At 70.6% G+C, this 22,433-nt stretch carries 19 protein-coding genes; 9 read left to right on the top strand and 10 right to left on the bottom strand.

Features of this window, described 5'->3' with window-relative positions; all coding sequences use genetic code 11:
• Positions 1-44: 44 nt before the first annotated feature.
• Both ACFZB3_RS03480 and ACFZB3_RS03475 read right to left on the bottom strand, forming a co-directional pair.
• Complete coding sequence (locus ACFZB3_RS03480; RefSeq protein ID WP_391368916.1) at positions 45-1,028, bottom strand: hypothetical protein; 984 nt, start codon at positions 1,026-1,028, stop codon at positions 45-47.
• 168 nt (positions 1,029-1,196) lie between these two features.
• The gene (locus ACFZB3_RS03475; RefSeq protein ID WP_391368913.1) at positions 1,197-1,811 is read right to left on the bottom strand and encodes a methyltransferase domain-containing protein; all 615 of its coding nucleotides are present in this window, start codon (positions 1,809-1,811) and stop codon (positions 1,197-1,199) included.
• Between the two features lie 23 nt (positions 1,812-1,834).
• Between ACFZB3_RS03475 and ACFZB3_RS03470 the strand changes: the two genes are divergently transcribed.
• A complete protein-coding gene (locus ACFZB3_RS03470) occupies positions 1,835-2,044 on the top strand; it encodes a hypothetical protein (RefSeq protein ID WP_391368910.1) in 210 nt (69 codons plus the stop codon).
• A 12-nt stretch (positions 2,045-2,056) separates the two neighbouring features.
• On the opposite strand, the gene ACFZB3_RS03465 is transcribed toward ACFZB3_RS03470, so the two are convergent.
• From ACFZB3_RS03465 to ACFZB3_RS03455, 3 genes are all read right to left on the bottom strand, one after another.
• A complete protein-coding gene (locus ACFZB3_RS03465; protein ID WP_391368907.1) occupies positions 2,057-4,027 on the bottom strand; it encodes a discoidin domain-containing protein in 1,971 nt (656 codons plus the stop codon).
• Between the two features lie 80 nt (positions 4,028-4,107).
• Positions 4,108-7,668 carry a choice-of-anchor D domain-containing protein gene (locus ACFZB3_RS03460; RefSeq protein WP_391368904.1) on the bottom strand — a complete coding sequence of 1,187 codons (3,561 nt, stop codon included), beginning with the start codon at positions 7,666-7,668 and terminating at the stop codon, positions 4,108-4,110.
• Positions 7,669-7,909: 241 nt separating this feature from the next.
• Entirely contained in the window at positions 7,910-10,726 is a 2,817-nt protein-coding gene (locus tag ACFZB3_RS03455) for a discoidin domain-containing protein (protein WP_391368901.1), read from the bottom strand.
• 401 nt (positions 10,727-11,127) lie between these two features.
• On the opposite strand from ACFZB3_RS03455, the gene ACFZB3_RS03450 reads away from it, so the two are divergent.
• The gene (locus ACFZB3_RS03450) at positions 11,128-11,961 is read left to right on the top strand and encodes a PIG-L family deacetylase (protein ID WP_391368899.1); all 834 of its coding nucleotides are present in this window, start codon (positions 11,128-11,130) and stop codon (positions 11,959-11,961) included.
• Positions 11,962-12,176: 215 nt separating this feature from the next.
• The gene (locus tag ACFZB3_RS03445) at positions 12,177-13,247 is read left to right on the top strand and encodes a fatty acid desaturase (protein WP_391368896.1); all 1,071 of its coding nucleotides are present in this window, start codon (positions 12,177-12,179) and stop codon (positions 13,245-13,247) included.
• Between the two features lie 10 nt (positions 13,248-13,257).
• Here ACFZB3_RS03445 and ACFZB3_RS03440 read toward each other — a convergent pair whose 3' ends face one another.
• The 5 genes from ACFZB3_RS03440 to ACFZB3_RS03420 form a co-directional block, all read right to left on the bottom strand.
• The gene (locus ACFZB3_RS03440; RefSeq protein ID WP_391368893.1) at positions 13,258-13,980 is read right to left on the bottom strand and encodes an alpha/beta hydrolase; all 723 of its coding nucleotides are present in this window, start codon (positions 13,978-13,980) and stop codon (positions 13,258-13,260) included.
• A 190-nt stretch (positions 13,981-14,170) separates the two neighbouring features.
• Positions 14,171-15,133 carry a phosphotransferase gene (locus ACFZB3_RS03435; RefSeq protein WP_391368890.1) on the bottom strand — a complete coding sequence of 321 codons (963 nt, stop codon included), beginning with the start codon at positions 15,131-15,133 and terminating at the stop codon, positions 14,171-14,173.
• A gap of 73 nt (positions 15,134-15,206) precedes the next feature.
• The gene (locus ACFZB3_RS03430) at positions 15,207-15,431 is read right to left on the bottom strand and encodes a hypothetical protein (RefSeq protein WP_391368887.1); all 225 of its coding nucleotides are present in this window, start codon (positions 15,429-15,431) and stop codon (positions 15,207-15,209) included.
• Positions 15,428-16,063, bottom strand: coding sequence for an AAA family ATPase (locus ACFZB3_RS03425; protein ID WP_391368884.1), 636 nt, complete (start codon positions 16,061-16,063; stop codon positions 15,428-15,430). Before ACFZB3_RS03425 ends, ACFZB3_RS03430 begins: the two co-directional genes overlap by 4 nt.
• Positions 16,064-16,211: 148 nt before the next feature.
• The gene (locus ACFZB3_RS03420) at positions 16,212-16,898 is read right to left on the bottom strand and encodes an alpha/beta fold hydrolase (protein ID WP_391368882.1); all 687 of its coding nucleotides are present in this window, start codon (positions 16,896-16,898) and stop codon (positions 16,212-16,214) included.
• Between the two features lie 705 nt (positions 16,899-17,603).
• Between ACFZB3_RS03420 and ACFZB3_RS03415 the strand changes: the two genes are divergently transcribed.
• The 6 genes from ACFZB3_RS03415 (at position 17,604) to ACFZB3_RS03390 (ending at position 22,255) form a co-directional block, all read left to right on the top strand.
• Positions 17,604-18,062, top strand: coding sequence for an SRPBCC domain-containing protein (locus tag ACFZB3_RS03415; RefSeq protein ID WP_391368879.1), 459 nt, complete (start codon positions 17,604-17,606; stop codon positions 18,060-18,062).
• The gene (locus tag ACFZB3_RS03410; RefSeq protein ID WP_391368876.1) at positions 18,059-18,409 is read left to right on the top strand and encodes a metalloregulator ArsR/SmtB family transcription factor; all 351 of its coding nucleotides are present in this window, start codon (positions 18,059-18,061) and stop codon (positions 18,407-18,409) included. Before ACFZB3_RS03415 ends, ACFZB3_RS03410 begins: the two co-directional genes overlap by 4 nt.
• Before the next feature lie 2 nt (positions 18,410-18,411).
• The gene (locus tag ACFZB3_RS03405; RefSeq protein WP_391368874.1) at positions 18,412-18,855 is read left to right on the top strand and encodes an SRPBCC domain-containing protein; all 444 of its coding nucleotides are present in this window, start codon (positions 18,412-18,414) and stop codon (positions 18,853-18,855) included.
• 276 nt (positions 18,856-19,131) lie between these two features.
• Positions 19,132-19,683, top strand: coding sequence for a hypothetical protein (locus ACFZB3_RS03400; protein WP_391369739.1), 552 nt, complete (start codon positions 19,132-19,134; stop codon positions 19,681-19,683).
• 229 nt (positions 19,684-19,912) lie between these two features.
• A complete protein-coding gene (locus ACFZB3_RS03395; protein WP_391368871.1) occupies positions 19,913-20,827 on the top strand; it encodes an RNA repair domain-containing protein in 915 nt (304 codons plus the stop codon).
• 222 nt (positions 20,828-21,049) lie between these two features.
• Positions 21,050-22,255: an Ig-like domain-containing protein gene (locus tag ACFZB3_RS03390; protein WP_391369736.1), complete on the top strand. Its 1,206-nt coding sequence runs from the start codon at positions 21,050-21,052 to the stop codon at positions 22,253-22,255.
• Positions 22,256-22,433: the final 178 nt, after the last annotated feature.

The raw sequence follows: 22,433 nt of genomic DNA, 5'->3' as shown, positions 1-22,433 counted from the left end.
AGCTGCGCCGGGCGGCGCGGGTGGCACCGGTGCCGGCGACCGGCTCAGGCGCGGCGCCGGAAGCGGGCGTACGTCTTCTCCGGCTGCGCCATGTAGACCCAGGGCCACCGGGTGTAGGCGCCGTCCAGCTCGTGGTAGACGCGCGGGGCGACGACGCTCTCGGCGGACAGCGACAGGGCCATGGCGAAGATGTTGAAGTCCTCCTGCCAGCCGGGGCGCCGCTCGTAGCCGGGGTGGAGGATGCTGCGCTTGGCCGCGTCCCTCAACTCGCCCTGGATCTCCGGGGTGTCGAGGCAGTCCTTGTCATCCGACTCGACCCAGTCCTCGATGTGCGCCATGGCGACCACGCAGCCGAGGCGATGTCCGTCGGGAGCGCCGGCGACCGCGTTGCGCGCGAACTCCAGGGCCTGGCCCGGCTCGCCGTGCCACCGGGGCTGGAGGTGTGACACCCACTCGATGTGGGTCGCCAGGTCCAGCGGGTCGCGGCGCAGGGCGGCGTCGAGCCGGGCCTCGTTGACGGCGGTGCCCACCGACATGCCGCGGCCGGAGGTGAGCAGGCGCCGCCACGGCGTGATCCACTCCGGCCGCAGCTCGGCGGCTTCGAGCAGGTGCTCCTCGGCGATGCGGAGCCGGTCGTAGAAGACGCGCCACTGGTCTCTCGAGACGTCCGTGGCCCGTGCGGAGGTGCGTGCCTCCCAGCCCCAGCTGATGTGGCGTGCCCCGGACAACAGCAGCGCCGTCGCCCGGTGCTCCTTGTCCTCCTCGGCGGCCCGGCCGATCCAGTCCTGCAGACCGTCCACGTCGGACAGTTCGCCCAGCACCTGGTGGTCGCGGCCGAGATCGAAGTGGGCGGACGCCATCTTGACCGCGTCCCAGTCCCCCGACTCCGCCGCCACCAGCAGCGCCATGACCCGGGTGTCCCCGAGGGACTGCAGCCGGTACACCCCGTTCTGCCTGCGCGGCGCGGGGAGCGCATGCGGATCCGCCGCCGGTTTCTCCCCGCCTCTGCCGAACAGCTTGCCGAACATGCCGCGCCCTCCCCAGGTTCCGCGTGATCATTCCGGTGCAGCATAAGCGGCCCCACCGACATCACTTCCACAGGGTTTTCACGGGCGGCGCACGGAAACCGGTTCCACCGGCGGCACGGCAGGCGTGACGATCAGCCGTTTCCGCCGGCCGCTCAGCAGGCGTGACGATCAGCCGTCTCCGCGGCGGTGCACGCTGACGGCGTACCCGCCGCCGTCGTAAGGGTCGGCGTCCCAGGTGGCGAACCGGTCGACGAGAGCGAGGCCGGCCGCGGCGCAGCAGTCGTCGTACTCGGGCAGCGCGATGCCGGGCGGTACGGGCAGATGGGCCTCGTCCAGGCCGAAGCCGGCGACCAGCAGGCCGCCCGGGCGCAGGGCCGCGGCCAGGCGCCCGACCACGGTGGCCTCGGTGCCGGCGGCGAGCAACGGGAAGATGTTGCCCGCGGCGACCACGAGGTCGAACTCCCCCGCGATGCCGAGCAGGCGGGGCTCGAACTCGGCCAGGTCGGCCTGGAACCAGGGCAGTTGCGGCGCCTGCTCGCGCGCCACTGCCAGCATGGACGCGTCGAGATCCACCCCGACGCAGTCGTACCCGAGTTCCGCGAGCCGGATCATGACCCGTCCGGTACCGCATCCGGCGTCCAGCACGCGTGCTCCGGCGGGCACGAGCGCGGCACAGAACCGCGCCTCGCCGTGCACGTCCTTGCCGCTGCGGGCCACGGCGGCGAACCGGGCGGCGTACTCCCGTCCGGACGTCCCACCGGTCAGTTCCTGCCAGCGACTCATGCGACGAACTATAGGTCGCCGGTGTGCCGCCCGGAGACGCGCCGGGCCGGTTCACGGTTGCCCGGGCCCGGGCCACGGTTGCCCGGCTCGGTTCCCCGCTGTCCGCGAGGGCCGTGCAGGGGGCGCGGTCGGCGACCGGGCGGCGCGGCGCGCGTACCACCGCCGCGCACGGCGGCCGCGAGGAACCCGGCCGCGCCGTCCGCTGGGCCGGCGTCACCGGCGCGGCCGGCTGAGAGGGGCGGGCGTCAGGCGCCGAAGACCTGGAACTCCGAGACCTGCCCGGCCGGCCAGCCGTTGTTGGCGGTGAAGGTGAGTCGCACGTAGCGGGTGGTGACCGTGGCGGGGAGGGTGAGGGTCGCGGTGTTTCCGGTCGCCGGGTCGAAGGTGTAGCCCGCGGAGGCGAGCAGCTGGCTGAAGGTGCCGCCGTCGGTGCTGCCCTGGACGGAGACGGTCTGGGTGCGGGTGGCCCAGGCGGTCGCCGGGGGCAGCTTGAGGACGATCCGCCGGACGCCGGTCGCGGCGCCGAGATCGACCTGGACCCACTGCGGGAAGGCGTTGTTGGCCGACTCCCAGTAGGTGTTGGTGTCCCCGTCGGTCGCGTTGGACGAGGCGTAGACCTGGGTGTGGCTGCTCTCCGAGGTGGGGCGGTGCAGGGCGAGGTTGGTGGTGCCGGAAGGGGGGTCGGTGGTGACGGTGACCTGGTTGGAGGGCTGCGACACGTTGCCCGCCGCGTCGTAGGCGACGACGTCGAAGGTGTACGCGGTGGACGCCGCGAGTCCGGTGACGGTGAACGACGTGGCGCCGGTGGTGCCCACTTGGGTGCTGGTCGAGCCGGACACCTGCAGGACGCGGTACCCGCTCACGCCGACGTTGTCGGTCGACGTGTTCCAGCCCAGCGAGACGGAGTTGCCGGTGTGCCCGGTGACGGTCAGGCCGCCCGGCGCGGCCGGCGGTGTGGTGTCGCCGGTGGGGACGACCGGCTGCGTGGGCCGGGTGGCGGTCAGCGCGATCTGGCCCTTGAGCATGCGGCCGCCGTCGCCGGTCAGGCGCAGGTAGTAGTCGGCTGAGCAGGCGGTGCCGTCCTCGTCGAGGGCGAGGAATCCGGAGTCGGTGGGCACCCAGGCCTGGGTCTCGGCGGTCTTGGCGATCTGGTTGCCCTCGTTGTACTCGTCGAACATCGAGATGTAGATGCCCTGCACCCCGGCCCGCACCATGTTGTAGAACTGCCGCCACATGAAGTCGCCGTGCGCCCGCTGCCGGGCGGAGACGTCGCCGGGCAGCACGCAGGGCTGGAAGTCGATGCCGTTGGCGTTGCAGTCGGCCTGGTCGGGGACCGTGTACGTGGTGTACGCGTTGTCGGCCTCGGTCACGTTCCCGATGGCGCCGACCATCCACGGCGAGAGCATGTTGAAGGCGTGGTAGACGCCCAGGAAACCGGACTGCGAGCCGCCGGTCCCCGTCCGCCATTCGCGCGGGACGCCTCCGATGACGTAACACCCCTGGTTCTTGAACCAGTTGACGACGTCGAGGCAGGCGTCGGCGGTGAAGGGGTGGTTGGGGTCGTTGAAGCCGAAGCCCCAGATGCACACGACCGGCTTGCCGTTCTGCCGTGCGTACGCCGAACTCGCCGTGTGGGCGGACATCTTGTTCGTCCAGTCCGTCTTGATCTCGGACTGCATGTTCGTCCAGTTGGAGACGTCGTACATGATGTAGAACTTCCGCCCGTACGCCTCGGCGGCGCTGCGCACCTTGGTCGCCATCGCGTCGCGGGTGGGGCCCTCGCCGCCGGTCGGGTTGAAGCGTTGCAGGGCGGCGGTGTCGATGCCGTTCTGCTGCATCCACAGGAAGTGGGTGTTCACCGTCTGCTGGTCGTACGAGGAGAACAGCCTGGCGGGCTGGCCGTTGCCGAGGGCCGCGTACGACGTCTGGTACGTGCTGGTGTAGTCGCGCACGTCGGGCCAGCACTTGATGTTGGTGTTGGTCGGGGACGGCGACTGGCCCCAGTTCTGGCTCCAGTGCCACCAGCCGTTGATGGGGGCGCCGTCGCCGGCGCAGGCGAACCAGCCCTGGTAGCCGACGGTGATCCTGCCGACGACGTCGCCCGGCCCGCTGGCCGCGGCCGCGGCCGGGGCGAGTGCGGTGCCGGTGGCGCCCGCGGCTCCCGTCGCGGTGGCCGCCGCGGCGGCCCGTAAGAAGACTCTGCGTGTGACACCCATCTGAACTCCTCTGCTGACCTTCGGTGTTCGGTGCCGCCGGGCGGGGGCACGCCCGTGCCCGGCGGCACCGTCGGATCGGATCAGGTGTTCCAGACCTGGAACTCGGAGATCTGGCCGGCCGGCCAGCCGTTGTTCGCCGTGATGTTCACCCGGAAGTACCGCTGGGTGGTCGCGGTGAACGTGAGGGTGACCGTGTTGTTGGTGGTGGGGTCGAAGGTGTACGTGGCCGACGACTTGACGGTGGTGAAGGAGGAGCCGTCGGTGCTGCCCGACAGGGACAGCGTCTGGTTGCGGGCGCCCCAGGTCGCGGGGAGCTGGAGGACGACGCGGCTCGCGCTCTGCGCGGAACCGAGGTCGACCTGGACCCACTGCGGGAAGGCGTTGTTGGCGCTCTCCCAGTAGGTGCCCTGGTTGCCGTCCGTGACGTTCGACGACGGGTAGACGTCGGTGTGGCTGGACTCGGTGGTGGCCGCGCCGGCCGCCAGGTTCCTGCTCACCGTGCCGGCGCCGGTGCCGGTCAGCGCGACCGTGGTAGTGCCGTTCGACGCGTTGCTGGCGATGCTGAGATCGCCGGTGCGGGTGCCGGACGCGGTGGGTGTGAAGGTGACGGCCACCGTGCAGGAGGCCCCTGCGGCGATCGACGTCCCGCAGGTGTTGGTCTGCGAGAAGTCGCCCGTGGTGGTGACGCCGGAGACGGTCGCGGCCGCGGTTCCGGTGTTGGTCACCGTGACCGTCTGCGCGCTGCTCGCGGTGTTCAGCGCCTGGGTGGCGTACGTCAGCGACGTCGGGCTGGCCGACAGGGTCGCCGGCGAGGAGCCGCCGGTGCTGGGGAACACCTCGAAGTCCGACAACTGGGCCGCGTTCCAACCGGTGTTGGCGGTGATGTTCACCCGCACGTAGCGGGCCGTGGCGGCGCTGAAGGTGATGGTCGCGGTGTTGCCGTTGGCGTTCGGGTCGAAGGTGTATCCGGCCGATGCCTTGATCGTGGAGAAGCTGGAGCCGTCCGTGGAGCCCTGCACCGACAGGGTCTCGGTGCGGGCCGACCACGCCGTGGCGGGCGGGAGCTTGAGCACGACCTTGCCGACGCTGTAGTTCTGGCCGAGGTCGACCTGGGCCCACTGCGGGAACGAGCCGTTCGTGCCCTCCCAGTACGTCGAGGCGTCCGGGTCGGTGAGGTTCGAGGCGACGTACGGGCTGTTGCTCGAACTCGCCGACGCCGGCCGCCCGGCGGCGATGTTGGTGGTGGAGTCGATGCCGCTGCCGGACAGGGCGACGACGGTCGGGCTGTTGTTGGCGTTGCTGGTGACGGTCAGGTTGCCGGTGCGCGAGCCGCCGGTGGTGGGCTTGAAGCCGACGGTCACCGTGCAGGACGCGCCGACCGCGAGGGTGGCGCAGTTGTTGGTCTGGCTGAAGTCACCGGTCGCCGAGACGCCCGAGACGGTCGCCGACGTGGTGCCCGAGTTCGTCACCTTCACCGTCTGGGTGTCGGCCGAGGAGCCGACCACCGTGGCGGCGAAGGCCAGGCTCGCCGGGTCGGTGTTCAGCACCGGGCCGGGTGCGGTGCCGGTACCGGAGAGGGTGACCGTGTTGGTGACCCCGCCCGCGTTGACCGTCAGCGTGCCGCTCCGGCTGCCGGTCGCGGTGGGCGCGAACTTCACGCTGACGGTGCAGGAGCCGTTCGCCGCGATGGACGAGCCGCAGGTGTTGGTCTGGGAGTAGTCGCCGCTGGTGGCGATCGAGGAGACGGAGGCGGCCGTGCCGGTCGGGTTGGAGACCGTCACGGTCTGCGCGTCGCTGGTCGAACCGGTCGCCACCGAGCCGAAGTTGAGCGCGCCCGGGGTGGCCGTGACGCCCTCGGACGGGTAGGGCGGGTAGACCGGAGCCGGCCACCCTCCGCAGTACGGCGTGCCGCTGATGCCGGAGTTGCCGCCGCCGTCGGTCACCGTGAAGCTTCCGACCGAGCAGCTGTACACCGGCGCGGAGTAGCCGACGCCGGTCGCCGTGACGTTGGTGAACTTCGCGGCGCCGCCGGTCTGTTCCTGCAGGGCGAAGGTGCCGGTGCCGGCGATGGTCACGTTGTTGAGGTTGACCCCGCTGATGGTGCCCTCGACCCACTGGATCGCCTCGTACGGGCTCTGCTGGATCAGTGCGTTGGTCACGTTGATCGGGCCGGTGATCGCGCCCTGGCTGCCGTCGAACCACAGCGCGCCCACGCCGAACTGCCAGTTCGGGTCGAGGCTGCCGTCCCGGACCATGGTGTTGTCGGAGATGGTGGTGGTGCCGACCGGCGTGGAGGAGAAACGCTGCCCCACGTGGATGCCGCCGCCCTGGGTGATGCCGCTGTCCACCACCCGGTTGCCGCTGACGGTGTTGTCGTGGCCGCCGTAGATCGCGATGCCGTTGGCGAGGATCTGCAGGGACACGGTGTTGTTGGAGATCGTGTCGTTGGCGTCGGCGCCGATACCGGAGTCCGCCCAGGTGGCGATGCCGTCGTCGCCGGTGTTGCGGATGTCGCTGTTGGTGACCTTCGAGTTGGTGACGCCGCCGTGGAAGTTGATGCCGTCCGCGGTGGTGTCACGGATGCGCATGCCGCTGAACGTCAGGCCGTCCATCGGCCCGTCCATCCAGGCACCGACCTTCATGTGGTCGATCCACAGGTTGGCGACGGTCGAGTTGCTCATCGCGCCGCCGATGCCGTTCACCTGCGCGCTGTCGTTGCGCTCCTGCACGTTGCCGAAGATCGCGAAGTTCTGCAGGTGCACGCCGGTGCTCGGCGAGGGTGCGGAGTTCCCGTAGAAGCCGGGGGCCGTGCCGGTGACGGTCGAGTACCACATGCCGGCGCCGGCGACGGTGACGTTGTTGACGCTGATGTGGCCGGGGATGTTGTAGGTGCCCGGCGGGATCCACACCGTGCCGCCGGGTCCGGCCGCGCTGATCGCGGCGTTGAACGCGCTGGTCGCGTCGGCCACGCCGGTCGGGTCGGCGCCCTGGGCGGTCACCGAAACCGACCCCGAGGGTGCGGCCAGGGCGGCGCCGACCTGCTCGAAGTCGGCGAAGTCGATCGTGTACGAGGAGGCGGTGTCGCCCAAGTCGACCTGCAGCTTGAAGGTCGTGCCCGCCGGATAGGTGGTGGAGAACAGGCGGTGGGCCTCGTCGTAGAAGTGGTGCGGGTTGCTGCCCGGCGTGTTGGTGAAGGGGTAGCTGCCGTAGTACCAGCTGTAGGCGTTGGTCAGGGTGAAGTCGGGCTGCTTGACGCCGTTGATGTAGAGGGACAGCGCGGCGGTGTAGACCGAGCCGCCCGAGGTGTCGGGGATGCTGTACCGGAAGTTGATCGAGTTGGTCGCCACCGGCGTGGTGAAGGTGACGTACTGGCCGGTGCCCTGGAGCGTCGTCGCCTTCCGGTACGACGCCTCGTCGGCCAGCTGGCCCTGGGTGTAGCTCGGTCCGATGTTCGTGCCGTTGGTGGCGGAGTTCTCGGCCTGCACCTCGACGTACGGCAGGCTCGCGCCGCTGCCGCCGGTGGCGTCGGCGGCCGCCGCGGCCGGCTGGACGGCCAGTGCGAAGACGCCGGCGACGGTGAGCATCGCGGTGCTGACCGCCCAGACGAGGGCTCGTCTCAGATCTCGGATGGAATGGAACACTTACCACTCCTTTCATCACGGAATGCCCGAACTATTCCGCCGGCGCCGCCAGGGGCGGGAGGGGAGACGGAGGGTGGTGATGACGCACGGGGGACCGTAATATCGTCGACATCGGCGCGCAATAACTAGACAGAGCATTGCAACAATAAAAATTTGACATGCAAGATCTAATGCACTGGGGCCGCAGGCATGCCGGTGCCGCCGGACGGGGTGTCCGGCGGCACCGTGGGACGGGCGGCGGTCAGGAACTCCGGACCTGGAACTCGGACACCTGGCCCGCGGGCCAGCCGTTGTTGGCGGTGACGGTGACGCGGAGGTAGCGCTGGGTGGCGGCGGGGAACGTGAGTGTGACGGTGTTCCCGGTGCCCGGGTCGAAGGTGTAGGCGGCCGAGGGCTTCAGGGTGGTGAAGGCGGTGCCGTCGGTGCTGCCGCCGAGGGTCAGGGTCTGGGTGCGGGCACCCCAGCCGGCGGGGATCTGGAGGACGACGCGGCTCGCGCTCTGCGCGGAACCGAGGTCGACCTGGACCCACTGCGGGAAGGCGTTGTTGGCGCTCTCCCAGTAGGTGCCCTGGTTGCCGTCCGTGACGTTCGACGACGGGTAGACGTCGGTGTGGCTGGACTCGCTGGTGGGCCTGCCCGCGGCGAGGTTCGTCCCGGGTGTGTCGGTGCCCGCGGTGAAGTCGAGGCGGTTGATGTTCCAGCCGCCGGTGTCCTGGGCGAGGGTCAGTACCTGCCGGCCCGCGGGCAGGGTCAGGTGGGCGGTCACGGTGGCCCAGGTCTGCCAGTCGCCGGTGGCGGGCAGGTCGACGGCGCCGGTGAGGTTCGTACCGGAGGCGTCCGACAGGTGCAGCGCGCCCGCCACCGCGGACGGGGCCGCGACCCGGAGGCCGAGGATGTAGGTGCCGGCGGTGGCGACGTCCACGGTGTAGCGGAACCACTGCCCGGCGCCGGTCCAGCCGAGGTTGTAACCGCCGCCGGTGTCCGAGGTGTTGTCGAGGTCCACCCCGTCGGCGCGGTAGGAGTTGGCGTTGCCGTTGACGGAGGTGACGTTGTAGGCCACGCCCTGGCCGCCGGTGTCGTAGTTCTCCGCCTGCACCGTGCCGGGCACGGCGGCCGGGGTGCCGCCGTAGGGGCCCTCGGGAGCGGGCGGCGGCCAGTGGTTGTCACTCAGCGTCGCGACGAAGCCGGTGGAGTTGTCGACGAAGGCCGAGGCGCCTGCGGGGAGCCCGGTGACCGTGTTGCCGGTGATCGTCGCGGAACCGGTGGGCGCGGGATAGAACGGTGGTGAGATCGCGATCCCGTTGCGGCCGGGGTCGCTGACCGTGTTGTCCTGGAGCAGGGTGTTGGTCGAGGTGGAGAAGCCGATCCCGTCGTAGAGGGAGTCGCTGACGGTGTTGCCGGTCACCGTGACCCTGTCGACGGTCCCGGTGTTCTGCCCGTCGCCGCCGTTGCCGACGTGCAGGGCGGGCTGGCCCTGGCTGTAGGCGTTGCCGCCGGAGCGGACCACGGTGTTGCCGGTCACGGTCGCGGACAGCAGGTCGCTGCCGTTGACGCCGAAGCGCCCGGCGCCGAGACCGATGTAGCGGGCCGTGTCGCTGATGTAGTTGCCCTCGACCCGGTGGCCGCTGCCCCCGTAGATCCCGACTCCCTTGCCGCCCCACGGCGCGATCGAGGTGTTGTCACTGACGGTGACGTCGGTCATCGGGTTGTAGTAGGTCCTGGAACCGTCGCTGTTCGTGTTGTAGTTCACCGAGTTGACGGCGATCGCGTCGTCCCCGGTGCCCCGGACGAAGTTGTTCGTGACCGTCAGGTCGTTCCCGGTGTCCGCGCCCAGCGACACGTTGTTGACGTTGATCCCGTCCGCCCAGATCGACGTCAGCCTGCTGTTCCGCACCGTCCCGCCGGTGCCGGAGGCCCAGAAGCCCGACATGGTGTGCTGGGTCCAGATGCCGTCGGCGAGCCAGCCGGTGCCGGTGGTGTCCATCGCGCCGCCGTCGCCGCCGACGGTGCTCCGGCTCACGGCGTTGGCGTCGATGTGGAAGTTCCGCACGGTGCAGGAGGTCAGGTCGAACAGCGCCGCCAGCGGGGTGCTGTTGGGGACCGGGACGTCACGGTAGACGGTGCTGTACCACAGGCCGGCGCCCGCGATGGTGATCCCCTGTGCGGTCAGGCCCGTGGTGCCCTTCACGTAGAAGGTGCCCTGCGGGATCCACAGGGTCCTGCCCTGCGCCTCGGCCTGGTCGATGCAGTTCTGGATGGCGGCCCGGCTGTCCACCGCCTGGCTGTCGGCCGCGCCGTTGGTCGGGGTGTCGTCCGGCACCGCACCGCAGCTCGTGATCGAGATCGAGTCCGCCGGCTGGGTCTGCGGCGCCGGCGGGTTCTCCACGTCGACGGAGTCGACGTCGTAGAAGGAGGCGCTGTTGCCTGAGTCCTTGCGCAGCGAGAACGTGGCGCCCGCCGGGATCGGGGAGCCGGTGACGAAGGTGTGCGACTCGTCCCAGAAGACCCGCGGGTCGCCGTCGGCCGGGTTCTGGTTGTCGCTCGTGTTGTAGTTGCCGTTGCCCTCGTACACCCAGCTCTGCCGCGAGTTGAGGTTCAGCGACTGCCGGAACACCCCGTTGACGTACAGGTTCAGCGTCCCGGTGACACCACCGCCGGACGCCGAGTCCGGGATGCTCGCGCGGACGTTCAGGAAGGAGATCGGCTGCCCGGTGGTGTTCGTCCACTGCACCGACTGGCCCGTCCCGTCCAGATGGACGTAGGAATGGCCGGACGCCTCCAGCGCGGCGTTCGAGTACTGCGTCGTCGGCGCGGCGGTCAGCGACCGGACGGCCGCACCCCCGCCCGGCGTTCCCGCCTCGGCCTCGTAGACCGAGAACGGCGTCGTGGCACCCGCCGCCTGCGCCTGCCGGGGAGCGGGGGCCGTCGCGTCCGGCCGGAGCGCCTTGGACGGCGGGGCCGCCGGCGCCGCGGCCGCCGGTAAGACGGCGACGCACATCGCGCCGACCGCGGCGACGGCGGCCACCGCCAGTCGCCGGGGTCTGGGGATCGTCAGCATGTGATGCTCCTTCGGGGAATGCGGGAATCCGGCGCCCCGACCGTACAGAGCCGCCCTTCACCCCGCTAGATTCCGACGAAGAAAAGAATTAATCACGCAAGCTGACGCAAGTTTCTTGCCAAGGTCCGCAAATCTCGGATTTCTCGGCCCGCCCTCCGATGCGCGATCAAGGGACGGACGCCGCCTCGTCCGGCGGGAACAGCCTGCCCGGCCGGCGCTGTTGCACCGGCGGGGGGCCGGCACCGCGCGGGTGGGGAAGTCGCAGACCAGAGGGTCCTGCCCCGGCGTGATCCGGCACCCTCGGGTCCGGGGTACACCCGGTGATCTGCTATTCAGGGACACCCGCCCAGGTACCCGCCACGAACCCGGACCGAGACCTTGTCACACAGGAGGACAGCTTCATGAACGACCGGCCCTTGACGCTCATGGCGGTACACGCCCACCCCGACGACGAGGCCACCGGAACCGGAGGCGTCCTCGCGCGGTACGCGGCCGAGGGCATCCGCACGGTCCTCGTGACCTGTACCGACGGCGGCTGCGGTGACGGACCGGGGGGCGTCAAGCCGGGCGAGCCCGGGCACGACCCGGCGGCCGTCGCCTCGATGCGGCGCCAGGAGCTGGAGGCGAGCTGCGAGATCCTGAAGATCAGCCATCTGGAGACGCTCGACTACGCCGACTCCGGAATGATGGGCTGGGCGGCCAACGACGCCCCCGGATCCTTCTGGCGGACACCCGTGGCGGAGGGCGCTGCCCGGCTCGCGGAACTCATGCGGCGCTACCGGCCCGACGTGGTCGTCACCTACGACGAGAACGGCTTCTACGGCCATCCCGACCACATCCAGGCCAACCGCATCACGATGGCCGCGCTGGCGATGACCGAGCCCACGCCGAAGGTGTACTGGACGACGGCGCCGCGTTCGATGATGCAGCGGTTCGGGGAGGTCATGCGCGAGTTCGGCGAGGACGTGCCGGAGCCGGATCCCGCCGAGGCCGCCGCGATCGCGGAGATCGGACTCCCCGACGAGGAGATCAGCACCTGGGTGGACACCACCGCGTTCGGCGGCCAGAAGTTCGACGCCCTGGCCGCGCACGCGAGCCAGGGCGAGAACATCTTCTTCCTCAGGATGGGCCGGGAGAGGTTCACCGAGCTGATGGGCGTCGAGACCTTCGTACGCGTCCAGGACACCACCGGCGCGGCCGTGCCCGAGAACGACCTCTTCGCCGGACTGCGCTGACCGGCCCGCCGCCCCCGGCGGACGGACCGCGCTTCGCGGCCGGTCTGTCCGCCCGGGTCGGTGCCCGGCCGCCGATACGACCGGAACCCCACCAAAGGCGCAGGTCAGCAGGGCGGAAGTGGTGATAACCCCCGGGGATTCCGGAGGAACTCCCCCTGCGGATCCGGTGGCTGGCCCGCTGTCGGCGCGGAGCGGCCCTGCCCAGACTCGGCGGTATGACGTTCTCCATCGACGCTCCCGTCGCGGCCGGAGCGGCCGCCGCCCCCGCGCGGGTCTCCGGTCCCGGCAGCGATTTCGCCAGGCTCTCGCAACGCATCGGAGAGGCGGGCCTGCTGGACCGGCGCCCGGGCTACTACACGGTGCGGCTCGGCATGGTGATCGCGGCCCTGCTGGGTGGCACGGCGGCCTTCCTCGCGCTGGGCGACACCTGGTGGCAGCTGGCCGTCGCCGCCGCCATGGCCTTCGTCTTCGGCCAAGTCGCGCTGGTGGCACACGATCTGGCGCACCGTCAGGTCTTCCGCCGGCGCGGCCCGAGCGAGACCTGGGGCCGCCTCTTCGGCAACCTGGCCATCGGCATGAGCTACGGGTGGTGGATGAACAAGCACACCCGTCACCACGCCAACCCCAACCACGAGGAGCTCGATCCCGACGTCGCGCCGGACATCCTGGTGTGGTCCACCGGCCAGGCGCGCAACAGCAGCGGTCTGGCCCGGTTCGTCGGCGGCCACCAGGCGTTCCTGTTCTTCCCGCTGCTGACGCTGGAGGGTTTCAACCTGCACGTGTCCGGTGTGCGGGCGCTGCGCTCGCCGTCCATGAAGAACCGGGTGCAGGAGGGTGTGCTGCTCCTCCTGCACTTCGCGGCCTACCTGTCCGCGCTGTTCCTGGTGCTCTCCCCCGGCAAGGCCGTGGCGTTCCTCGCCGTGCACCAGTGTCTCTTCGGTGTCTATCTCGGCTGCACCTTCGCCCCGAACCACAAGGGCATGCCCACCTTCACCGGCGACGAGCGGCCCGACTTCCTGCGGCGCCAGGTGCTCACCTCCCGCAACGTGAAGGGCGGCCGGTTCACGGACGTGCTGCTCGGCGGGCTCAACTACCAGATCGAACACCACCTGTTCCCGAGCATGCCCACACCTCATCTGCGACGCGCACAGGTGATCGTGCGGGAGTACTGCGCGGAGATCGGGGTGCCGTACCACGAGACCGGGCTGCTGCGGTCCTACCGCGAGGCCCTCGCCCACCTGCACCGGGTGGGCGAACCCATCCGGCGCAGGCGCAGGGCGTCCTGACGGCCCGGCCCTACTTCAGGTGCCGTCCGAAGAACCGGTTCGCGTCCTCCCCCTCGAACCACGGGGTGCCGGTGTGCCCGCCCAGATTGGCGTGCAGCGTCTTCTCCTTGGTCCCGAAGGCGTCGAACAGGTCCAGGGCGCGCTGCCGGGGGTTCCCCTCGTCGTCCCACTGCAGCAGCATCAGCAGCGGAAGGGTGACCTGCCGGGCCTCCTCGCGCTGGGCGCGGGGCACGTAGCCCCCGGCGAAGAAGCCGGCGGCGGCGATGCGGGGTTCGGTCACCGCGAGCCGGATGCCGAGGGCCATCCACCCCGAGTACCCGACCGGGCCGCCGATCCCGGGCAGGGTGAGGAGGGTGTCCAGGGTGGTCCGCCATTCCGGGACGGCCTGTTCGACCAGGGGGCCGACGAGGGACTCGAAGATCTCGTCGACCGGCTCGCCGGCCCGCATCGCCCGGCGCAGGTCGGCGCGGGTCTGTTCGTCGGCGGCGGAACGGGGCCGGTCGCCGCAGCCGGCGGCGTCGATGGTGGCCACCGCGTAGCCGTTCGCCGCGGTGTACCGGCCCCGGGCCACCAGCCGGGGCTGGCTCTTGGGCAGGCCGTTGTTGTGGGCCATCAGGATCAGCGGGGCCGGTGCGGCGGATCCGGGCGTCCAGAGGGTGCCGGGGATCTCGCCGAGGGTGAATTCGCGCTCGATGACGCCGTCGTCGAGGCGCTGTTCGGAAGTGAAGTGCACGGTCGTGCCTTTCGGGAGTGCTCGGAACGGCGCTCCCGGACGACCTGGCGTCCGACCGTGACCCCGGAGGGGAGCACCCATGTCGATACTGCGTCCACGGGTACCACCTCCTCGATCTCTCGCACGGCCGCCGGAAAAGTAGCAGCCGCCGCTGCGGCCCGCCAACGGGTTTTCGCCGACGTGCCGTGGCTCAGCCCAGGGTGTCCAGCAGGGCGGTGACGTAGGCGTCCAGCCGCCCTTCCACCGTCCGCGTCGTCAGTTCCGTCCGGCCCGCCTCCTGCCACGGCCGCGCCACCCACCGCACCCCCGTCGAGAACGCCAGCGCGTCCAGCAGCCGCCAGTACAGCCGTTCGCCCGCGGCCGCGGCCAGCACCCCGCCGGCCTCCTCGTACGCCTCGGCGAACCGCAGCCCCCACGCCGGGCCGTGCAGCAGCGCGAGATTGGTGGAGCAGTGCGCCACGTCGAGATCCACCGGGCCCCAGGAGGTCTGCACCCAGTCGACGACCCCGGTGATCCGGGGACCGGCCGGGCCGGGCGGCGCCACGTCGAACAGCACGTTGCCGGGGTGGAAGTCCCGGTGCAGGAACCGCCCTTCGTAGGGTGGCGCAGGCTCGCGGATCACGTCCGTCGCCGCGGCCCATGCCGCCGTGTCGGCGCCGTCCGGCGGGACGACGGCGTCGGCGGTCGTCCACGCCTCGTACTCGCGGGGACGCACGGCGGGCCGCACCGCGTGGATCGCGACGAGCTGACGGGCCAGCAGGGGGACGCGCGCCTCAAGTCCCCGGTCGTCGAGGACCGTGCGGCCCGGCAGATGCGTCATCAGGAGTGACGGGTACTCGCAGTGCGCGGCGGCCGGATCGACCGCGACCGGTCCCGGCGCCGGCACACCTGTCCCCGCGAGCAGGGCGAGGACGTCGGCCTCGCGGTTCAGCAGGTCCGCGGCCTGCGCCACGAACGACGGGTCGACGAAGGTCCGCAGCACCAGGGCACGGGTGCCGCCGTCCCGGGTGCCGATGGTCAGCCGCCGCATCTCCGCGGTGATGCCCCCGTGCAGTGCCTCGGTCGCGACGACCCGTTCGCCGGCCGCCAGCTGCCGGCCCACCCAGGCCAGGGCCGACGGCCGTACGGTCCCTGCTTCGTCGTGGTCGGACACCGTGCCACCCCATCATCCGGGCGGCGGCCCGCGCAAAGGGTTTCGGCTCCGGGTACGGCCGCGACGCCGGGGCCTACGGGGCGCTGCTGGCGGGTCGCAGGGCGGCGGCGCCTGCCCGCATCACCCTGGACACCGGTGACCTCGCCCATTGCACGAGGTCACGTGGCAGGCCGGTGTCGAGCTCGATGGTCACCCGGACGTATCGCGTGTGCAGCCGGGTGACTCTGGCGGGACCCGGTACGACCGCGTCCGGAACGCGCTGCAACGCGGCCCGGTAGGTGTCCTTGCGCTGGTTCATGCCTTGTCCTGTCGCTTGATGAGTTCGTCCGCGAGGTCCATGTACGCCGTGCCCTTGGCCGCCACCGGGCTGCCGAACGACTGGGAGTACAGGTCGAGCCGCGGAATGTGGGTGGACAGCACGTCGAAGCCCCGCTCGGTGAGCGCTTCGCGGGCGTCGGCGTCGGGACCGGTGCGCGTGGCGTCGGCCCGGTTCGTCCGGTTCAGCAGAACGGCGGCATGGGCCGGCTGGGCGCGCAGGGACTGTACGTCGCCCATCTCGCCCCCGATGGGCGCCATGCGGTCCAGCTCGATGGGAGCCGGCGTGACCGGCACGATCCAGTCGCCCGCGTATCTCATGATGCTGCGGGCGATGTGGGCGTGGTCCTCCATCTGCGGAGCGTCGAACACGACGGCCTGCCGTTCGCCCAGGAAGTCGTTCACGCGCCGGTGCACGTCGCCCACCGGAAGGGCGACCACGGGAAACGGGAAGCCACCCGCCAGTTCGCTCCAGCGCAGCGCGGAGGACGCGGGGTCACTGTCGACCAGCAGCGGTGGGATGCCCGACTCGTGAAGCGCGTGGGCCAACCAGACCGCGCTGGTCGTCTTACCCACCCCGGGCTTCAGGTTCACAAAGGCGTAGCTCAGCGGCACACGGGTCAACGTATGGGCGCGAACGGCCGCCGGCCGCCGAGCCGGGGCACCGTCCGCCGTCGTTCACCCTGCGGCGCCGCAGAATCATCCGTATGGGCCAGTGCGGAAGCGGCCGCGTCGGGCCGCGACCGGTCGTCGCCGGCTCGGCCTAGGTGGCGAGGGACTCCGCGGCCTCGCGGATCACGTCGAGGACGAAGTCGGGATGCGACAGCATCGGAACGTGGCTGCTGTCCACGGCACGGGTCCTGGCGCCCATCCGATCGGCGGCGGACCGCTCCAGATCGGGGTGCACGGTCTCGTCGTCGTTGGCGACGATGTACCAGCTCGGCTTCGTCCGCCAGGCGGTGCCGGGAACCTGCTGGCCGAACAGGTCCGCCACCGGTACCGCGCCCGTCGCCAGGACGAGTTTCTGCTCCGCTTCCGGGAGGTCGCCGCAGAAGTGCGGGACGCCCGAGGGCTTGAGCCACACGCGGCCGTCGGCGACCTCCACGTGCTCGAAGACGGGCGTGCGGGGGAACTTGTCCTGCTGCGCCTGGGACGTCTCGTCCTCGTCCGGGGCGAGGGCGGCGATGTACACGAGAGCGCCGACGCGGTCGTGGGTGCCCGCCTTGGTGATCAGGGTCCCGCCGTAGGAGTGACCGACCAGCACGATCGGGCCGGGGACGCGGTTGAGCGTGAAGGTGACACAGGCGACGTCGCTCTCCAGCGAGTCGAGGCCGTGCTGCGAGGCGAAGACCTCGTGCCCTTCGGCCTGGAGCGCGGGGATGAGCTTGTTGAAGCACGACCCGTCCGCCCAGAGCCCGTGGGCGAAGACAATGCTGGGCTTGCCCGCCATGGCACTTCCTCCTACCGAGAGATCAAATATGAAAAATTGCACCATATTGTGCGTTCAGTGATCATTTTTGTGCGACGGCACGGCGTGTCACCCTCCCCCAACCGGTCGATGACCAGGTCGACCGCGCCCGAGGCCGTGGCGGGGGTCGCCAGAACGGCGAGTACGACTGCTCGGCCGCGCCGCACTCGCTGTCCGCCGAGGCGGCCATCGGCGGCCAGTCGTCGATCACGCTCACCCAGAAGCCTGGCACCCGGCGTCCGGCACCCGCACTACGGCAGGCATGAGCGCCGCACAGAACCGCGCCCCACCGTGCACATCGTTCCCGCGACGGGCCGGAGCCGCGAACCGCGCAGCGCAGTCCCGTCCGGATGTCCCTCCGGTCAACTCCCGCCAACGGCTCATGACGTCAACCCCAAGCCGTCCGTGTGCCACTCGAAGACGGGGTTCGGTTCGCGGCGCCGCAGGCCCGGCGCAGAGAAAGACGAGAAGGCCGGCAGCCGTCGGCGCGACGACGTCATCGGCACGACCGACACCCGGACAGGCGGCGGACGACAGCGGCCATCCCCCCGGGGGGCCGGCGTCGCGACCTCGGCCTTCACAGCGGGCAACGGACTCGCCGACCCCCACCCATCCGCAACCAATGCTTGCACGTAAGCGACTCGCGACCTAAGCTGACACGCAACCAAAGGTTGCGAAAGGCTTGGCATGGAGTACGGCAGTATCGAGCGCGACATCCACGTCGATGCGTCACCCGAGACGGTCTTCGAGGTCATCAGCCGACCGGAGCACATGCGAGAGTGGTGGCCGGACGACGCCCGGTTCAAGCCCGTCGAAGGGGCGCCCGGTGAGCTCTTCTGGCGTGACGAGGCGACCGGGGAGACGATGACCGTCGCGCTCACCGTCGTCGAGGTCGACCCGCCGTCGCGGTTCTCGTTCCGGTGGTGCTATTCCGAAGCCGATCGCGGCGGGGACTCGCTGCTGGTCACCTTCGACCTGGAGCCGACGGAGCGAGGGACCCGGGTCCGGATGACAGAGACCGGGTTCCGCGAGATGGGCTGGGAGATCGCCGTCCTCGAGGAGCAGTACCGCGAGCACGCGAGCGCCTGGGACCACTACATCCCCCGGCTGGGCACGTACATCGCGCGGCTGGTGTCGACCCCGTGAGCGCGCCGGTCGACGACGAGCTGTGGTCGGCGATCGGCGACCCGACCCGGCGCACCCTGATCGACCTGCTCCTCGCGTCCGGGCCCGGCACGGCCACCTCACTCAGTGCGGGCCTCCCCCTCACGCGGCAGGCCGTGTCGAAACACCTCGCCGTCCTCGACCGGGCCGGGCTGGTCCACGCCGAGCCGGCCGGTCGCGAGCGGCGCTACCACGTCGACGAGCCGCAACTCGCCCGCGCGGCCGCGCAACTGGCCTCGGTGGGCGCCACCTGGGACGCCCGACTCCGCCGCATCAAACGCATCGCGGAGGCGATCGAACGCAGTCGCAACAACAGCGAAGGAGAATGAACATGGCCGACATCCTGCATCGAATCGGCGCCGTCGCATCGTTGGACGACGTCTATCGGGCCATCGCAACCCCCGAGGGCATCGCCGGCTGGTGGACGAAGGACACCACCGGCAAGAGCGAGGTCGGCGGCCTGCTGGCGTTCCGGTTCGGCGACGTCGGCGGCTTCGACATGGAGATCCTGGAGCTCGACCCCGCCGGCCGGGTGCGATGGCGCGTCACGGACGGACCCGCGGAGTGGATCGGGACCGAGATCGACTGGAGCCTCAGCCGACGCGACGAGTACACGATCGTCCTGTTCACACACGAGGGCTGGCGCGAGCCGGTCGAGTTCATGCACCACTGCAGCACGAAGTGGGCGACCTTCCTGATGAGCCTCAAGGAGTTCGTGGAGACCGGACACGGCAGGCCGGCGCCCGACGACGTCCGTATCAGCGACTGGCACTAGCGGCGGGAGCGGAGCACTCGGCGCCACCGCGCCTGGTTCGTCCGACAGCCTGCTGCTCGGCGCGGACACGGGTGGTGGCGAGCCGGCAGGAGTCGGTGCCGGTTTCCATGATGCTTCCGCCGAAGGCGAGGCGGTCGACGAAGGGGCCGGCACAGCCCGTACGACGTGAGACCGCGCGGCCTGGCCTGCCCTCGCCGGGGCGGGCGCGACGCACGTGGTGAGGGTGACGGGATATACACGCGGGGGCAGAGACTCAGATTCACAGCGGTGTCGGCAATGGTCGTACTGGCCCTGACCGGGTTCTCGTCGGGCCGTGGCCACGGGAGCCTCAGCCAGCACGGCTGTGACGGTGGCGGTTGCAGCAGTTCCCGCCAGGACCACGACAGTTCAACGCCGTCCTCGGACGACGGTGGCTCGCGCGGCGGCGAGCCGTCCGGCAGTGACGCGAACGACTCCGGGACGAGTGCTGATTCCGGCGGCAACGGCACCTACCGTTCACAGCCCACCCGCCCTTCCGCTCCCACGGCGTCCTCCTCCGGCGCCACCGTCGGGCCCCAGAAGAACGGCACCGCTGTCCTCGTGCACTGCGCAAGCGTGGAGGACCCCAACGCCACCGTCGAACTCAGGAATCCGAACACACGCGACCGCCTCTTCACCGTGAAGATCAGCTTCAGGGACAAGCACGGCTTCACCGTCATCGACACCTCCGATCAGGTGTCGGTGTCCGCGAAGGGCAGAGCAACCTTCCGAGTACCCGTCGCCGGCACGGGACTCGTGGACGCGATCGATCACTGCGACGTCAACCCGAGAGCCGCAGTCGACCAGTAACAGTCGGCGCATCCCAAACCGCCCCGACCCCACGCTGCGAACAGCTCCGCCTGCCGGCCACCTGGCGGGCTGCCGAGGGATGCCGATCCTGACGAGACCACTCGCCTCGGCTCACGCCGGTTCCCTCGCGCACCGCGCCTGCCGGGTCGCGGTGTGTGAGGAAAGGGGCGGGACACAAGGGGAGTCGCACCCTGGAGGAGGAGGGTGTCACGGCGGCCGAGGAGGCGTGATGCGCACCAGCGACGAGATCTATCACTGGATCCGGTGGGACCCGCGGTTCGACCCGGCCCGGTTCGTGCTGGGGATCAGTCAGCGCGGGGATGCCTGCAAACGCGTCCCGCTGCCCTACTTCGTGCCGGGCGGCGACATCCCGTGGCACCGGGTGGTGTTCATCGAGGCGGACGGCGAGCTGGTCTGGGACCGGGCCACGGGGGTGGACCGGGTCGACGCGTCGGGCGCCGGTCGGTTTCGGGACCCGCGAACGGACCTGCGCTTCGACACGAACTCCGACAGGGGTGAGCCCACCGGCGGCCTCGACGTGTCACCGACCGCCCGCACGGCGGTGGCCTGGATCCCGCCCGCGGAGCTGTGGCCGCCGATCCAGGACGTCCGCCGGGACTACGACCCGCAGATCCACCGCTGGCCGCCGCACGTCAACGTGCTCTTCGGCTTCGTGCCGGAGTCCGACTTCGAGCGGGCCGCCCCGCTGCTCGCCGAGGCGACGGCCGAGACGCCGGTCTTCACCGCGCGGCTGGACGGGGTGCACCCCTTCCGGCACAGGGCGTACTCCACCGTGTGGCTCGACCCGACGGCAGCCGGCGAGGCGCCCTGGGCGGACCTGCACCAGGTACTGCAGGAGCGGTTCCCGCGCTGTCGCGGGCCCGCCAGGACCTTCACCCCGCATCTGTCCTTGGGCCGGACCCGGGATCCGCGACGGGTCAGCAGCGACTGCGCCACCCGGCTCGACGCCATGACGGCGACAGTCTGGGAACTCGTCCTCCTCTCCCGCCGGGGCCCCGGGCCGATGCACCCACGGGCCACGGTCGCCCTGCGCACCGGAGAGATCCGCTGGCTGCGCGCACCCGGCCTCGAAGCGCCGGGGCCGGAGGACACGGCATGGCTCTCCGAGATCACCGGCAGGTGACCTCCCCGCCCCCGCCCCCGCAGCCCCAGCCCCAGCCCCAGCTTCCGCAGCGGTCTCACAGCGCGTGGAATTCACCACAATTCCTATCTTCCAGACAGATCAACCTATAAAAGTAGACCTTTAAGGCTGGTTGCACTCCGCCGGTGACCAGCTCCAGGAATTCGACGAACCGCGTCACGGGAGAAGCGTTTGATCACGGCACGTAAGCGAACCACCGGGCTGATGACCACGGCCGGCGTACTGGGCGGCATACTCGCGCTCACGGCCCTCGGCGGCACCAGCAACGCTGCCACCAGCGACAACGGTACCGGGACCCACCCGAAATCGCAGGCGCAGACGAAGCAGGCGAGCGCCCCGGAGGCTTCTGACGCCCGAATAAAGATCACGCCCGGGCAGGGTGCCCACGGCGTCGGGATCAACGGCCCCGTCAAAGTCACCGTCACCAAGGGGAAGCTCACCAAGGTGACCATGACAGCCGTCGCGACCGGTACCGAGATTCCGGGCACGCTGTCCGCGGACGGCACGTCCTGGCAGCCGAACGACCCGCTGAAGCGGGCCACCAGGTACCAGGTCGCCGCGGATGCCGCGGACGCCAAGGGCCGCTCCGTCAGCGGGAACGCCACGATCACCACGGTCTCCCCGGCCAACGACTTCGTCGGGCACCTCTCCCCCGAGGACGGCTCGACCGTCGGCGTGGGCATGCCGGTGTCGGTCACCTTCGGCAGGGCGATCAGCGACAAGGCCGCCGTGCAGGCGGAGATCCAGGTCAGCTCCAGCAGCGGGCAGCGGGTCGTCGGTCACTGGCTCAACGACGCCCGCCTGGACTTCCGCCCCGAGAGCTACTGGAAGCCCGGCTCCACCGTCACCGTGAAGCTCACCCGCGGCGGCGTCCGGAAGACGGTCACGTTCCACATCGGCCGGAGCCAGATCAGCACCGTGGACGCCCGGACCAAGCAGATGACCGTCGTACGGGACGGCAAGACGATCAAGACCATCCCGGTCTCGTCCGGCAGCGCCGAGCACCCGACGTACAACGGGCGGATGGTCATCTCCGAGAAGTTCACGCAGACCCACATGAACGGTGCGACCGTCGGCCTGATGAAGGACGGCAAGGCCGCGTACGACATCGACGACGTACCGCACGCCATGCGCCTGACCGACTCGGGCACGTTCATCCACGGCAACTACTGGGGTGCCGACTCGATCTTCGGCAAGGCCAACACGAGCCACGGCTGCGTGGGCCTCAACGACGTCAAGGGCGGCCGCGACGCCAAGCAGCCCGCCGCATGGTTCTTCGACAACTCGATGATCGGTGACGTCGTGGTCGTCAAGAACTCCGCGGACAGGACCACGCCGGCCCCGGACAACGGCCTCAGCGACTGGAACATGCCGTGGACCCAGTGGGTCTCGGGCGGCACGACCGGCTGACCGGCCTCCCCGGTACGCATCGGGGGTGCGGCCCCCGTCCGGGCGCGGCCGTCCGCGCCGGGCGGCCCGCGACACGCAGCGCCTCGTCACTCACCCGGACGGCGCAATCACGGTCCGTCATCCCCTTGTCCCCGTTGGCCCGTCCCCCATTCGGAGTTGCGTCCGCACGGGGGACATG

This window comes from Streptomyces sp. NPDC008092 (genome assembly GCF_042957285.1).
Lineage (GTDB): Bacteria > Actinomycetota > Actinomycetes > Streptomycetales > Streptomycetaceae > Streptomyces.
This window is presented reverse-complemented; position numbering and strand designations above follow the sequence as displayed.